10 protein-coding genes are annotated in these 13,848 nt (G+C 67.0%); 2 read left to right on the top strand and 8 right to left on the bottom strand.

Annotated elements, in window-relative coordinates; all coding sequences use genetic code 11:
* The first annotated feature begins 58 nt into the window (after positions 1–58).
* Positions 59–703, top strand: coding sequence for a TetR/AcrR family transcriptional regulator (locus tag GFS60_RS23305; RefSeq protein WP_159924958.1), 645 nt, complete (start codon positions 59–61; stop codon positions 701–703).
* Here the strand turns inward: GFS60_RS23305 and GFS60_RS23310 are convergent.
* The 7 genes from GFS60_RS23310 to GFS60_RS23340 all read right to left on the bottom strand — a co-directional run bounded on the left by GFS60_RS23310 (position 630) and on the right by GFS60_RS23340 (position 10,615).
* Entirely contained in the window at positions 630–2,204 is a 1,575-nt protein-coding gene (locus GFS60_RS23310) for an APC family permease (protein ID WP_159924959.1), read from the bottom strand. The genes GFS60_RS23305 and GFS60_RS23310 overlap by 74 nt on opposite strands.
* Positions 2,205–2,259: 55 nt before the next feature.
* Entirely contained in the window at positions 2,260–3,153 is an 894-nt protein-coding gene (locus GFS60_RS23315; RefSeq protein ID WP_159924960.1) for a universal stress protein, read from the bottom strand.
* Between the two features lie 32 nt (positions 3,154–3,185).
* Entirely contained in the window at positions 3,186–4,640 is a 1,455-nt protein-coding gene (locus tag GFS60_RS23320) for an NAD-dependent succinate-semialdehyde dehydrogenase (protein ID WP_159924961.1), read from the bottom strand.
* Between the two features lie 81 nt (positions 4,641–4,721).
* Entirely contained in the window at positions 4,722–6,062 is a 1,341-nt protein-coding gene (gene gabT, locus GFS60_RS23325) for a 4-aminobutyrate--2-oxoglutarate transaminase (protein ID WP_159924963.1), read from the bottom strand.
* 52 nt (positions 6,063–6,114) lie between these two features.
* Positions 6,115–7,545, bottom strand: a complete 1,431-nt coding sequence (locus GFS60_RS23330) for a gamma-aminobutyraldehyde dehydrogenase (protein WP_159924965.1) — start codon at positions 7,543–7,545, stop codon at positions 6,115–6,117.
* Positions 7,546–7,700: 155 nt separating this feature from the next.
* Positions 7,701–9,338: an amidohydrolase gene (locus GFS60_RS23335; RefSeq protein WP_159924967.1), complete on the bottom strand. Its 1,638-nt coding sequence runs from the start codon at positions 9,336–9,338 to the stop codon at positions 7,701–7,703.
* Positions 9,339–9,364: 26 nt separating this feature from the next.
* Positions 9,365–10,615 carry an MFS transporter gene (locus GFS60_RS23340; protein ID WP_159924969.1) on the bottom strand — a complete coding sequence of 417 codons (1,251 nt, stop codon included), beginning with the start codon at positions 10,613–10,615 and terminating at the stop codon, positions 9,365–9,367.
* Between the two features lie 302 nt (positions 10,616–10,917).
* Here GFS60_RS23340 and GFS60_RS23345 point away from each other — a divergent pair, with 302 nt between their 5' ends.
* Positions 10,918–12,444 (top strand): PucR family transcriptional regulator, encoded by a 1,527-nt coding sequence (locus GFS60_RS23345; RefSeq protein WP_159924971.1) that lies wholly within the window; start codon positions 10,918–10,920, stop codon positions 12,442–12,444.
* Between the two features lie 24 nt (positions 12,445–12,468).
* Here the strand turns inward: GFS60_RS23345 and GFS60_RS23350 are convergent, their stop codons facing one another.
* The gene (locus GFS60_RS23350) at positions 12,469–13,830 is read right to left on the bottom strand and encodes a flavin monoamine oxidase family protein (protein ID WP_159924973.1); all 1,362 of its coding nucleotides are present in this window, start codon (positions 13,828–13,830) and stop codon (positions 12,469–12,471) included.
* Positions 13,831–13,848: the final 18 nt, after the last annotated feature.

The following is a 13,848-nucleotide window of genomic DNA, read 5'->3' on the forward strand; positions in this document are numbered from 1 at the left end:
ACTTTTTCTAGCTCGACCCCGCCATCGGCAGCGAAACATCGACCAGAGGGGCGTACTCATGCCACGGCCATCACAGCGGCTGCTGTCACCGGAGATCATCACGGAAGCGGCCATTCGCCTGGTGGACCTCACCGGTGACTTCACGATGCCGGGCCTCGCCGAGCGGCTGAAGGTGCGGCCCTCCTCGCTGTACAACCACGTGTCGGGGAGGGCGGAGATCATCGAATTGATGCGCGCCAGCGTGATGGCGGGCATCGTGGTGGCGGACCCCGACGGCAAGTGGAGTGAGACGGTGGCCTCCCTGGCGCGCGAGTATCGGCGCAACTACGCCGAGCATCCTCGGCTGATTCCATTGTTCACCGCGCACACGGTGCAATCCGGTGTGGCGTTCGGAATGTACAACGCGCTGGCGCAAGCCTTTTCGGACGGCGGATTCTCACCGGCGGAGGTTCTCCACGCCATCACGACGGTCGACAGCTTCGTTCTGGGCTCCGCGCTCGACCTCGCTGCCCCCGAGGTGGTCTGGGCGACCGCCCCGGAGGCGAACGAGCCGATGCGGGCAGCGTTGGCCACGTCCGGACCGAACCCCGGACGGGCCGATGCAGCATTCGAGTTCGGACTGCGCACCCTTATCGCAGGCTTGGTGGCGCAGGCTCCGACGCGAGATCGCTCTCGTCCCGCAGCGCCGATGTCTCGCGGGTGAGGGTTCGGCCCTGGAAGAACGCAGGGTTGCGGAAACGCATGATCACCATCAGGACGGCACCGAGCAGAAGAATGCCGAACCCGAGGTAGAACACGAGTCCGATACCGCCGATCTGTGCGCCACTCCCGTTCTCAGGGTTCATGCTCTCGTCGACCGAGATGACGAAGACCGCGAGCAGCATGAGTCCGCCGAGCAGCGGGAACACGAAGCGGAAGACAGCGTTGCGGACACTGGTGAACAGCCGTCCCCGGAAGTACCACACGCAGGCGAACGCGGTGATGCCGTAATACCAGCAAATCATGATTCCCAGCGCGGCAATGGTGTCGAGCAGGGCGCTCTCGGACAGGAAGGTGACCACCGTGTAGAACACGGCCGTCACCACACCGGCGACGACGGTGGCGTAGGACGGCACCAGAAACCGGGGAGACACCTCGGCGAGCTTCTTCGGAAACGCACCGTACGCGCCCATGGCGAGCATCGTGCGCGCTGCCGGGAGGAAGGTGGTCTGCAGGCTCGCGATCGAGGAGACGAACACGGCGAGGAACAGCAGCATGCCACCCCAGTTGCCGAGAACGGGATCTGCGAGGGCGCCGAACACGTTCTCCGAGTTGTCCGGGTTACCGAGGCCGAGGCCCTCTTCGCCGACTCCCGCATACATCATCGCCGCAACCGACACCAGCAGGTAGGTCAGCAGGATCGTCGCGACGCACAGCAGTCCCGCGCGACCGGGAGTCTTCTTGGGGTTCTTCGATTCCTCGCCGAGGGTCAGGCAGGTGTCCCATCCCCAGAAAGCGAAGATCGAACCCGTGACACCGATGACGAAGGCGCCGATGGCAAGTCCGGAGAAGGGATCGAACCAGCTGAGATCGAACGACAGGTTCGCGGGCGCCTCGCCTGCCCCGACGTGGACGAGGGCGACCACGGCGAAGGCGATGAGGAGCACCATCTGGAAGCCGACGAGTGCGACCTGCAGGCGCTCACTGGTGGTGATACCGCGACTCGCGATCCACGTGGCGACGCCGATGAAGACGAGTGTGGTGCCGACATTGACCACTTTATTGCCGGGCAGATCGGCGATGCCCGGACTGTCGAACAGTCGGGCGATGAAAAGGTAGAAGAACTGGACGGCGATCGCCGCCAGATTCGATAGCACGATGATGGTGGCGATCACCATTCCCCAGCCGCACATCCATCCGACGTACGGACCGAACGCCTTGGTCGACCAGGTGAAAGACGCACCGCAGTCCGGTGATTCGGAGTTCAGCTCCCGGTACGCGTAGGCGGTGAGGAACATGGGAATGAATCCGGCGATGAAGATGGCGGGCATCTTCAATCCCACCGCGGCGACGATCAGTCCGATGCTCGCGGTGAGGGTGTAACCCGGTGCGACGGAGGAGATACCGAGAATCGCACCGGACAATGTCCCCACCGTGCCGGTGGCCAGGCCCTTGGCGCTCACCCCGCCCGCGGTGGGCCCCTGTGCGACTTCGTCGTTCGTCATGGTCGAACCTCCGGTGGGGAACAAGCGTGGATCCGGGGCGGGTGTGGTGGAAGGTCTACTCACTGTGCGAGAACTCCTGCTTCGGTACGACGACCATGGGTACCGGCAGGACACGGAGCATCTTGGCGGCGGTGGACCCCAGGAACAGTCGATGAGGTTGGGCGAGGCGGCTGGAGCCGACCATGACGAGGTCGCCGTCCTGCCAGTCGAGTGTGCGGACCGCCGATTCCACGGTGGAGCCGTCGGCTATCAGCACGGAGATCGGAAACTCCTCGGGCAGAGCGGAACGTGCCGTGTCGAGAGTGCTCTGTGCGTGGGCGACGGCGCGTTCGCGGATGTCCTCGGGTTTGTCGCGGTGGTCGCGGAGGTCGTTCCGCGGGTCCAGCGCCACCAGCGACACCAGGCGTAGGGGTGCCTGCATGAGTTCACTGGTTCTCACCGCGGTTCGCAGCAGCACGTCGGCGCCGGCGCGGGTACCGAGTGCGCAGGTGATCTCCCGGATCTTCTTGGCCGTGGAATGCCGGGCACCGCGCGGAGCCAGGGCCAGCGGAACGTGTGCCGAGTGCAGCAACTCCGTCGACACCGAACCGACGGAGTGCCGCCCCAGGAGTCCGTCGCCGGCGGCACCGACGACGATGGCCTGTGCGCCGAGCCGGGTCACCTCGTCGAGGAGACCCTGCGCGAATGACTCGTGGAAGCTGAGGTGGACGTCCACGTCGATGTCGCTCGGCACCGACGACTTCGCCTCGTCCAGCCAGCGCTGGGCACGGGAGGCGAGGATGTCGTCGTAGCCGGTCTCGGCCGGGACTCGCGCCGGGACCGTCCGGTCCGGCGGGAGCACCATGCAGATGTCGAGCTGGGCACCGAGACTGCGGGCGAGCTGCGCCCCGAGGGCCAGACCGTCCTCCCCGCTGGGGGTGGCGAGATATCCAACGACCAATCGCTTCATCGAGGGTTCCGATCTGGCTCGGGGCGGGGAGTTTACGCGAAGCCGATGTATTTGGTCTCGAGGTATTCCTCGATGCCCTCGGTGCCGCCTTCGCTGCCGAGCCCGGATTGTTTGACGCCGCCGAAGGGTGCTGCGACGTCGGAAATCACGCCGCGGTTGACGCCGACCATGCCGCTCTCGAGCTTGTCGGCGACGCGGAACGCGCGATCGACGTCTCGCGTGTAGATGTACGCGGCGAGTCCGTATTCGGTGTCGTTCGCGGCGGCGACAGCTTCGGCCTCGGTGTCGAAACCGGTGATGGCGGCGACGGGTCCGAAGATTTCCTCCCGGATGATGCGGGCGCCGGCGGGTACCTCGTCGAGGACGGTCGGCTCGAAGAAGTAGCCGGGCCCGTCGACGGACTTACCGCCGGTGCGGACCCGGGCCCCCGCGGCGACGGCGTCGTCGACGAGGGACGCCACGTTGCGACGTTGCTTGTCGTTGACGAGGGGACCGACGTCGGTGCCGTCTTCGCTGCCCGGCCCGACGGTGAGTGCGGCGATCCGCTCGGTGAGCTTGGTGGTGAATTCCTCGCGCACCGAGTTGGCGACGATCAGGCGGTTCGCGGCGGTGCAGGCCTCGCCGCCGTTGCGCATCTTCGCGGCCATCGCTCCGTCGACTGCGGCATCGATGTCGGCGTCGTCGAACACGACGAACGGGGCGTTACCACCGAGCTCCATCGAGGTGCGCAGCACCTGCTGGGCGGACTGCTCGATGAGGATCTTGCCGACGCGGGTGGAGCCGGTGAACGTCACCTTCCGCAGTCGCGGGTCGGCGAGGAGGGGTGCGGTGACGGCGGCGGCGTCGAGGGTGGGGAGCACCGAGAGCACACCGGCGGGCAGGCCGGCGTCGGCGAAGATCTCGGCGAGCAGCAGCATGGTCAGCGGGGTGTCCTCGGCGGGTTTGACGATGATGGTGCAGCCGGCGGCGAGGGCGGGACCGATCTTGCGGGTGCCCATGGCGAGGGGGAAGTTCCAGGGGGTGACGGCCAGGGTGGGGCCGACGGGGACCTTGGTGACCATGATCCGTCCGGTGCCGGAGGGGGAGGTGGTGTAGCGGCCCTGGATGCGGACGGCTTCCTCGCTGAACCAGCGCAGGAACTCGGCGCCGTAGTTCACCTCGCCGCGGCTCTCCGGCAGTGCCTTGCCCATTTCCATCGTCATCAGCAGGGCGAGGTCGTCGGTGCGTTCGATCACCTTCTCCCACGCCGAACGCAGGATGATAGACCGCTGCCGAGGTGCGGTGGCGGCCCACTCGTCCTGGACGGCGGCGGCGGAGTCCAGGGCGCGGAGTGCGTCCTTGCCGCCGGCGTCGGCGACGTCGGCGAGGTGGGCGCCGGTGGCGGGGTCGTAAACCGGGAATGTGCCGCCGTCGATCGGGTCGGTCTGGGCGCCGTCGATCCAGAGGCCGGTGGGCAGGGTGGTGCGGAGCCGTTCGAAATCAGTCATGGGAGTCCTTCTGGTCGGGGTGCGGGCGCTTCGCGCCCGTGCGCCTTTCTGGTAGCGGTGGCAACCAGAAAGGCGCACGGGTCAGACGTTGGAACGAACTATCTCCTCGATGACCGTCAACGCGTCCTCGAGCAGGTCGTCGCCGATCACCAACGGGGGAAGCAGGCGGATCACGTTGCCGTAGGTACCGCACGTCAGCAGGATGACGCCCTGCTCGAGAGCCTGAGCGGCGATGGCCTTGGTCAACTCCGCGTCCGGTTCGGTGGTTCCGGGCTTGACGAATTCCATGGCGAGCATGGCGCCGCGACCGCGCACGTCACCGATCACACCGACGTCGGCGGCGAGGGCGTGCAACCGAGGCAGGACGAGGTCGGCGATGTGCCGAGCCCGGCCCGGCAGGTCGAATGCCCGCATGGTGTCGAGGGCGGCGAGCGCGGCGGCACAGGCGACGGGGTTGCCGCCGTAGGTGCCGCCGAGTCCGCCGGGGTGGACCTTGTCGAGAAGTTCGGCCCGTCCCGTGATCGCGGAGAGGGGCATGCCGCCGGCCATGCCTTTGGCCATGGTGATGATGTCCGGGACCACGTCCTCGTGCTCGCACGCGAACCAGGCGCCGGTGCGGGAGAAGCCGGTTTGCACCTCGTCGGCGATGAAGACGACGCCGTTGGCGCGCGCCCAGGCGACCAGAGTGGGGAGGAATCCCTCTGCCGGAACGATGAATCCGCCCTCGCCCTGGATCGGCTCGATGATGATCGCCGCGAGTGAATCGGCGCCGATCTGCTTCTCCATCTGGGTGATGGCCCGCTGGGCGGCCTGCTCGCCGGTCAGCCCGTCCTGATCGCGGTACGGGTACGACATCGGGAGGCGGTAGACCTCGGGAGCGAAGGGGCCGAAGTGGGCCTTGTAGGGCATCGACTTGGCGGTCAGGGCCATCGTCAGGTTGGTGCGGCCGTGGTAGGCGTGGTCGAATGCGACGACGGCGTCGCGTCCGGTGGCGAGGCGGGCGACCTTGATCGCGTTCTCCACCGCTTCGGCGCCCGAGTTGAACAGGACGGTCCGCTTCTCGTGATCGCCGGGGGTGAGGTCGGCGAGTTCCTCCGCGACCCGCACGTAACCCTCATACGGGGTGACCATGAAGCAGGTGTGGGTGAAATGTCCGACCTGCTCCCGAACTGCCTCGGCCACAGCGGGATCCGATGCTCCCACGCTGGTGACGGCGATGCCGGAGCCGAGGTCGACGAGCGAGTTGCCGTCGACGTCCACGATGACGCCACCGTCCGCGTCCGCGGCGTACACGGGCACGCTCGAGCCGACGCCCGCGGCCACGGTGGCGCGGCGGCGAGCGGTGAGGGCCGCCGACTTCGGGCCGGGAAGCTCGGTGACCAGTGCTCGCTTCTGCGGCAGCCGGTACTGGATGTCGTTCATCAGGGTGCAGTCCTCAGGGTCGTGACGGTAGATGGGAAAACGGGAGTCGAGGTCAGTCGTGTGAGCTCATGACGTGCTTGATGCGGGTGTAGTCCTCGACGCCGTAGCCGGAAAGGTCTTTGCCGTAGCCGGAATACTTGAATCCGCCGTGCGGCATTTCGGCGACGAGCGGGATGTGGCAATTGATCCACACGGCGCCGAAATCGAGTGCCGCCGAAAGCCGTTGCGTGACACCGTGATCGTGCGTCCACACGCTCGACGCCAGACCGTACCGGACGTCGTTGGCGAGGGTCACGGCCTCCTTCTCGTCCGAGAAGCTCTGCACGGTGAGGATGGGTCCGAATGTCTCTTCCTGCACGATGTCGTCGCGCTGGTCGACTCCGGTGATCACGGTGGGCTCGAAGAAGAAGCCCTGCTCGCCGGAACGTCTGCCGCCGGTGGCGATCTTGGCGGAGGCGGGCAGATCCGCAATCTTCGCGCTGACGGTGTTGAAGTGGTTGACGTTGTTGAGTGGACCGTAGAACGTGTCCGGGTCGTCCGGGAGCCCCGGCTTCAACGTCTCGGCCTTACGGACCAGCGCATCGACGAGCTGGTCGTGGATCGACTCGTGGACGAGGACGCGGGTGGCCGCGGTGCAGTCCTGGCCGGCGTTGAAGAACGCCGCTTCGGCGATTCCGTCGGCGGTCTTCTCGATGTCGACGTCACCGAACACGATGGCAGGCGCCTTGCCGCCCAATTCGAGGTGCGCGCGCTTGAGCTGCCGAGCGGCGGAAACGGCCACCGCGATGCCGGCGCGCACCGACCCGGTGATCGACACGAGCCCGAGCGCGGGGTGTTCCACGAGCGTCGCACCGGTCTCCCCGTTGCCCAGCACCACGTTGAACACGCCATCCGGCAGGATGCCTTTGGTCAACCGGGCGAGGACGAGGGTGCTGTTCGGGGTGGTGTCGCTGGGCTTGAGGACGATGGTGTTGCCGGCGGCCAGGGCGGGGCCGATCTTCCACAGCGCCATCATGAACGGGTAGTTCCACGGGGTCACCTGTCCGACGACACCGACCGGTTCGCGGCGCACATAGGACGTGAATCCCTCCATGTACTCCCCGGCGGCCTTGCCCTCGAGCATGCGGGCCGCCCCGGCGAAGAACCGGAGCTGGTCTGCCCCGACCTTGATCTCCTCGTCGGCAATGACCTGTTTGGGCTGCCCTGTGTTGCGGCACTCCGCCTCGACGAGTTCGTCGCTGTGCGCCTCGATCGCGTCGGCCAGCTTCAGCAGTGCCGTCTGGCGCACGCTCGGCGTGGTCTTGCCCCAAGACACGAAGGCTCGCTCCGCCGCCTCGACGGCAGCGTCCACATCGGCCTTGGTGGACACCGGCGCACGGCCGACGACGCTCTCGTCCACCGGATTGATCAAGTCGAGGGTCTCCGTCGTCGACGAGGCGACGAACTCGCCATTGATGTAGTTCTGGAGTACGTCGATCGACATCCGTACCGTTCCTCTCATGGGGTCGAACGGCCCGCCGACAAGCGTTCGCCGGGTCCGTAGTGCATCTGGTAGTCAGTGTGCGCTGCCTCACAAGGTGGTGGCAGCTGACGAAATGGTGAAAGCAAGAGCGCTGGGCGCGCCGAGTTGTCCAGCCTTCAGAGCGGCCGGGGAGTGGTTCGATGGCGGATCCGGCCCGCCACGACGGTCAGCCCCACGCGGGAGGTGAGGAGCGAGCCGGCGCCATCGGTAAATGGGTTTCCGTCGAGGACGACGAAATCGGCCGCCTTGCCGGCGACGAGTTGCCCGGTGAGATCGTCCCAGCAGCACGAGTAGGCAGCGTCACGGGTCGCGTGCGCCAGTGCGTCCGCCATCGGGAGGGCGTACTCGGGAAGGTTGGGTGGCAGAGTCGGATCGATCGCGGACTTGCGCGTCGTCGCGACGTACATGTTGGGCAGCGGCGGATGCGGTGCGGTGGGGGCGTCGGAACCCAGCGCCAGGACCGCGCCCGCCGAGGTCATCTCGGGCCAGGGGTACGCCCGCTCGACCCGGTGGTCACCCAGAACGGCGCGCCAGTTCTCCTGGATCGCCGGGTCGGCGTGCACCGGCTGCATCGAGGCGACGACACCGAGTTGTGCCAGACGCTGCACGTTGTCCTTCGTGATCGTCTCGAGGTGTTCCATGCGGTGTCGACGCGGCCGGATTCCGTTGGCGGCGATCGCCTTTTCCAGCGCGGTGAGCCCGATCTCCGAGGCCTCGTCACCGATGGCGTGCATGGCCACCTGGAGTCCCGCGGCATCAGCCGCAGTGACCACGGGTGCCAGCGACTCGAGATCCCAGATCGGTTCGGCATTGGTGCCGTCGGAGTACGGCTCCTTCATGGTGGCGGTGCAGCTGTCGATGACACCGTCGATGATGATCTTGATCCCGGCCATCCGCAGCCACGGCCCCTGCAGACGCTGGGCGTACGTCGCGGCCTCGCGGACCTGACGGACGTTCTCCTCCGTCGAATCGGTTCGGGTGATGAGCCAGTGCCCGGCTACCCGAAGCGGCAACGTGCCGCCCCCGGCTGCCAGGGCTCGCTCGAGCGCAGCCACCTCGTCCGCACCGAGCGCCATGTCGACGGCTCCGGTGACGCCGTCGGCCAGGTACCGCTCGAACGCCGCCGCCAGTGCGACGTCACGTTCGTGGTCGGTGACCACCTTCGCGAGGGCGGGCCACACGATCTGGGTCACCGCCGTTTCGTACAACATCCCGGTGGCGTGGCCCGTCGCCGGATCGCGTTCGATCCGGCCGCCGAGGGGATCGGGCGTGTGGTCGTCGATCCCCAGTTCGTGGAGTGCTGCGGAGTTCACCCACACGGAATGGACGTCGTTGGAATCGAGATACACGGGACGGTCCGCTTCGACCGCGTCGATCATCTGCCGGGTGGGCGGCCGGCCGCCGAGGGCCGGAAACAGCCAGCTGCGCCCCAGAATTCGGGGTGCCGTCGGATTGTCGGCGGCGAAACGCCCGATGCGATCCTGGATGCCGGCCAGATCGACGGCGCTCTGGAGATCCACCTTCTGCAGCGACTGCCCCATCATGAGCAGGTGGGTGTGAGCGTCGATGAAACCGGGCAGCACGAAAGCGCCGTCGAGTTCGACGATGTCGGCGTCGCGGGTCAGCGCGTCTGCGGTGACCGTATCCCCGACGTACGTCAGCTGGCTGTCCTCGACGATCATCGACTCCGCCCACGCGGGCTCGGCCGCGGTGAAGATTCGACCGCCTCGGTAGTGGGTGGCCTTCGCTGTCATGGTGTTCTTCCTGTCCATCGGATTCATCAGACGATCACCGACGTGGTGTAACGCAGGGTGGGATCCTCACCTACGGCGAGGGATGTGGCTTCTGTACGTGCAGAGAGAGCGGCGATAGCCGTGATCGGTACCAGCAGAACGAGACTGATCCCGGCCACGATGACACCGAACGACGGATAACCGACGGCCTCGGTGACGAGAGTGCCGAAGAGCGGGGCGAACGCGGAGCCGACCAGGTAGGTCCCGAGTAGTGGGGCGGACCAGCGGCCGGACGAATCCAGTGCGGCCGCGATGGCCACCACGTAGATGAATGCCGCCGCGTAGACGGTGTTCCACGTAATGATGAGCACCAAGTAGGTGGTGGGCTCGGTGGTCAGGCACGAGCCCAGTTTCAGGGCGGCGCCCAGTACCAGCAGAACGGCCACGGGAACCGTGCGCCCGAGACGGGAGCCCAGAGCGGTGAGGAGCAGTGCGATACCGATACCACCTGCAGTCGATGCGGACAGGGCCAAGCCCATCTGCTGTTCGGTCAGCCCCGCGTGCTCGAATCCCATGATGCCGGACACCGCCCACAACGAGTCCTCACCGATCGCCCAGACGGCGAACAGCACGAGCAGCGACGCTCCGGCGACCGCGACGCGTTTCCGGGTGACCCCTTCGGGCAGTTCGGCGCGGGTTCTCGTCGTGCCTGCCCCGAGGTCGGGGGCAGTCGGCAACCAGGTCATGGTGAGTGCAGAGGCCAGTGCGAGTACGGCCACGATGCCGAAGGCGTTGGTCATCTGTGTGCCGAGAATCGGGATCAGCGCGAGGACACCGGTGACGGCCACGCGATTGACGAGACCGCTCAGTCCGGAGACACGGTTCGGGTTGGTGAACGCCGCCATCGCCGCGCCGCCGACGGCGACCGCGCCGCCGGCCCCGAGGCCTCCGACGACGATCGCGAAGCAGGCGATCGGTGCGGACGGAACGACGGCTGCCGCCGCGAATCCGGCTGCCATGACGACGAGGCCCGCCCGGCCGAGCCGCCGCCGGAACCGTCCGGCCGCCCATCGGGTGGTCGCGAGGCATACCAGCGCGCATGCCAGCAACGATCCCGTCAGAACGGCACCGGCGACGGTCTGGGACACGCCGAGATCGTCGACCATCGCGATGATCATGAGCGGGACGAGGTTGGCGGTCATGTATCCGACCACGAAGACGCTGAACGTGGCGATTCCGCTCCTTGCAGTCAGTGGGACGCGGAGGGCGTGATTTTTTGGCGTTTCCGGTGGTTGCACGAGGAGAACTCCGTGTCTCGAGTAGTGTGCCGGACCGCTCGCGGGACGTTCTCCCGGTGAGATGCGGATCACTTAGCGAATCGTATTCGTTAAGTATGCGGAGCCTCGGGTTCGGGCGCAAGACCTCAAACGAACGAAATTCGTTAATGTGGTGTTTCGGTGTCCGTACAGGTCACCGGTACCGAGTCCTCTGACAGAATGGAGTCGATGCTCGGGTTCCGATGGCCGATCTGTCCAGCCACGTTCCGGGGATCGACGGGTCAGGGTGGCACACACCAGACCGCAACGCGCAGGAGCCCGACATGACCGTTCCCGTCCGCTGGATGTTGTCCCAGCCGGATCTGGCTCTCGAACTCCGAGGCGGAGCCGCAGGCCTCGGTAACGAGATCACCTTCGCCATCACCACCGAACTGTCCGATCCGTTCCGGTGGCTCTCCGGTGGGGAACTGCTGCTCACCACAGGGCTGCGACTGCCCCTGACAGCGGCCGACCGGGCCCGGTATCTACGCGGACTCGACGGCGTGGGAGTGGCCGCCGTCGGATTCGGCACGGGGCTGTCGCACCCGGAAGTGCCGGAGGACCTCGTCGCCGTGGCCGACGACCTCGGTCTTCCGCTGCTGGAAGTGCCGTTACCGACCCCCTTCGCCGCCGTCGTCAAACGCGTGATGAACCGTCTGGCCGAACAAGAATACGAGTCGGTCCTGCGGGCGTCCCGGGCACAGCCACGGATGACGCGGGCCGTCATCTCGGGTGGAACCGGCGCCACCGTCCGTGAACTCGCGATGGCCACCTCAGCCACGGTGCTACTTCTCGATCTGTCCGGCAAGGTACTCGAACACCATCCCGCGCGACCGGACGACGAGGTCCTCGACGAAGTGCGCGATGTGCTGGCGGCAGGAACGGGTGGAGCGTCGAGCAGCGTGTCGCTGGCGCGGTCGGGGGCCTCGATCACCGTCCAGCAGATCAGTGTCGGAAGCACCCCGCACGGGCATGTGGCGGTGATCAGTCCGACGGCGCTCAGCCACGTCGATCAGATTCTGCTGGGTCACGCCAATTCGCTGCTGGCGCTGGACTTCGAGAAGCCCGCTCGCCTGCGCGTCGCGCAGAATCAGCTCAATTCGCACGCGCTCGGTCTACTGCTCACCGACGATCGCGACCTGGCGCCTGCGTGGGAGCAGATTCGGGGCGCGGCCGATGCCGACGGGATGGTGCGAGGTCTGACGGTGGTCGCCGAGACTCTGGAACTCGCGCAGCGGGTGGAGTCGGCGGTCACCGCGGCGATGGACACGGTTGGGCGCCAGCTCTTCTCGTGTCGCCACGACACCCGGATCACAGTTCTTCTCCGTGGAACCGACGACGTGGACTTCGCACGGTCGATGCTGAGCGCGCTGCCCCCGGGCACGCGTAAGGCGGTCCGAGCCGGGTTGAGCGGGCGACGGGAGCTGTCCGGTGTCGTGGCGGCGATCGAGCAGTCGCAACTCGCGGCGTCGGCGGCCGAAGCCGGGGCCGAACCACTGGAATTCGCGGCGCTCACCGGCAGTGCGCTACTCGCGTTCAGCGCGACCCGTGAAGTACTCAATTCGCTGGCGGACACAATGATTGCGCCCATCGACGACTACGACCGCGTCAACGGCACAGAGCTTCTGGGGTCGTTACGGGCGTTCCTCGAGGCCAACGGGCATTGGGAGTCGGCGGCCGCCGCGATGGGCGTCCACCGGCACACCCTGCGCAGCCGGATGGCGCGAATCGAAGCCCTGATCGACTGCAGGCTGGACGTGGCGCGGGTGCGCGCCGAACTACTGCTCGCGATCATCGCCCGGCAGTCGTGACTGCCGGGCGATGATCGCCAGGGCCTACTGTCCGAGGCGCGCGACGATATCCGCGGCGGTGCGCTGACCCATCCGGACGGCGCCGTCCACGTGCTGGTAGCCCTCGGCCGCGATGTCCGAGCAGGAGAAATGGAACGGCCCGACCGGGGTCCGTGTGTCCTTTCCGTACCGGTGCAGGCCACCGAGGTCGAAGCTGGCGGCGTACGCGCCCCGCGTCCATTCCTCGGAGCCCCAGTCGGACTCGTAGTACACCACCGGCTCGGCCGCCGTCGGTCCGAGGTAGCGGGCGAGCGAGCCGAGAATGGTGGCGCGACGCTCCTCTTCGCTCAATTCGAACATCGCGTCCGCTTTCTCGTCCGACACGAACGCGACGAGGGTGCCCCGGGTGTCCTCGTAATTGGTGTTGTCGTACACCTCCTGCACGATCTCCGAGGCCCCGAAGCCGGTGCCGGACAAACCTTCTTCGCGCCAGAACGGCGTCTCGTACACGGCGTGCACCTTGATGACGAGTCCGAGTGACTGATGCTGATGCATCTGGTGCTGGCGGCGCGGCAGCGGCGGATCGTAGGAGATCCGAGAGTACAGGTTGGGCGGCACCGCGAGCACGACCCGCGACGCCTCCACACGGACGTCGCCGTCAGCCAGGACGACGGCACCCTGCTCGCTCCACTGCACGGTGCGCACGGGTGCGTTCAGGAACACGTCGTCCCCCAGCGCGGCGGCCAGCCGGATCGACACCTGCTGCATGCCGCCGATGACGCGCTTGTCGAGGATGAAGTCCTCGTCCACGAGGTGCGAGAACGAGCCGGCGGACGCGGCCATCAAGACGGCTTGCAGCGCGGAGAATGCGTGCGCAGGCTTGGTGAGCATGCCGCCGGCGATGAACAGGCCGATGTTGTCGCGGGCCTCGGCGTCGTCGGACTGCTCGATCAACCAGTGCTTGAACGAGATGGTGTCGAGCTCGCGGGCAAGGGGATGCGCCCAGGGCTCCTCCGCGCCGACCTGCGCGGCGAGGTCGTCGAGAATGGAGATCAAGCGGTCCATCTCCTTCCGCGTCGTCTCGTCGACGGGAAACGATTCACCGGTGTAGCGGGTGCGCTTCCCGGCGGCGGAGATGTAGACGGATTCGCCCTCGCGGTAGCGGTCGAACGTCTCGAGGCCGAGTTCGTCGAGCAAGGAGATCAGCGCCGTCTGATCGGGCGAGACCCATTGGCCGCCGATTTCGAGCGTGGCCCCGTCGATCGTGTCGGTCCAGGTGCGTCCTCCGACGCGGTCGCGCGCCTCGAGGACTGCGACGGACAGGCCTGCCTTGCGCAGTGCGGTCGCGGCGGCCAGCCCGGACGGGCCGGCACCGACAATGGCGACATCTCGCTGGAGAGTGGGCACTTTCGAACTCCTTCGATC

Source organism: Rhodococcus sp. WAY2, assembly GCF_009859915.1.
Lineage (GTDB): Bacteria > Actinomycetota > Actinomycetes > Mycobacteriales > Mycobacteriaceae > Rhodococcus_F > Rhodococcus_F oxybenzonivorans.

What these genes read in the sequence shown, in the direction of transcription:
- gabT (WP_159924963.1), bottom strand. Translation starts at nt 6,062, where the DNA reads ATGAACGACATCCAGTACCGGCTGCCGCAGAAGCGAGCACTGGTCACC.
- GFS60_RS23345 (WP_159924971.1), top strand. Translation starts at nt 10,918, where the DNA reads ATGACCGTTCCCGTCCGCTGGATGTTGTCCCAGCCGGATCTGGCTCTC.
- GFS60_RS23335 (WP_159924967.1), bottom strand. Translation starts at nt 9,338, where the DNA reads ATGACAGCGAAGGCCACCCACTACCGAGGCGGTCGAATCTTCACCGCG.
- GFS60_RS23320 (WP_159924961.1), bottom strand. Translation starts at nt 4,640, where the DNA reads ATGACTGATTTCGAACGGCTCCGCACCACCCTGCCCACCGGCCTCTGG.
- GFS60_RS23305 (WP_159924958.1), top strand. Translation starts at nt 59, where the DNA reads ATGCCACGGCCATCACAGCGGCTGCTGTCACCGGAGATCATCACGGAA.
- GFS60_RS23330 (WP_159924965.1), bottom strand. Translation starts at nt 7,545, where the DNA reads ATGTCGATCGACGTACTCCAGAACTACATCAATGGCGAGTTCGTCGCC.
- GFS60_RS23315 (WP_159924960.1), bottom strand. Translation starts at nt 3,153, where the DNA reads ATGAAGCGATTGGTCGTTGGATATCTCGCCACCCCCAGCGGGGAGGAC.
- GFS60_RS23310 (WP_159924959.1), bottom strand. Translation starts at nt 2,204, where the DNA reads ATGACGAACGACGAAGTCGCACAGGGGCCCACCGCGGGCGGGGTGAGC.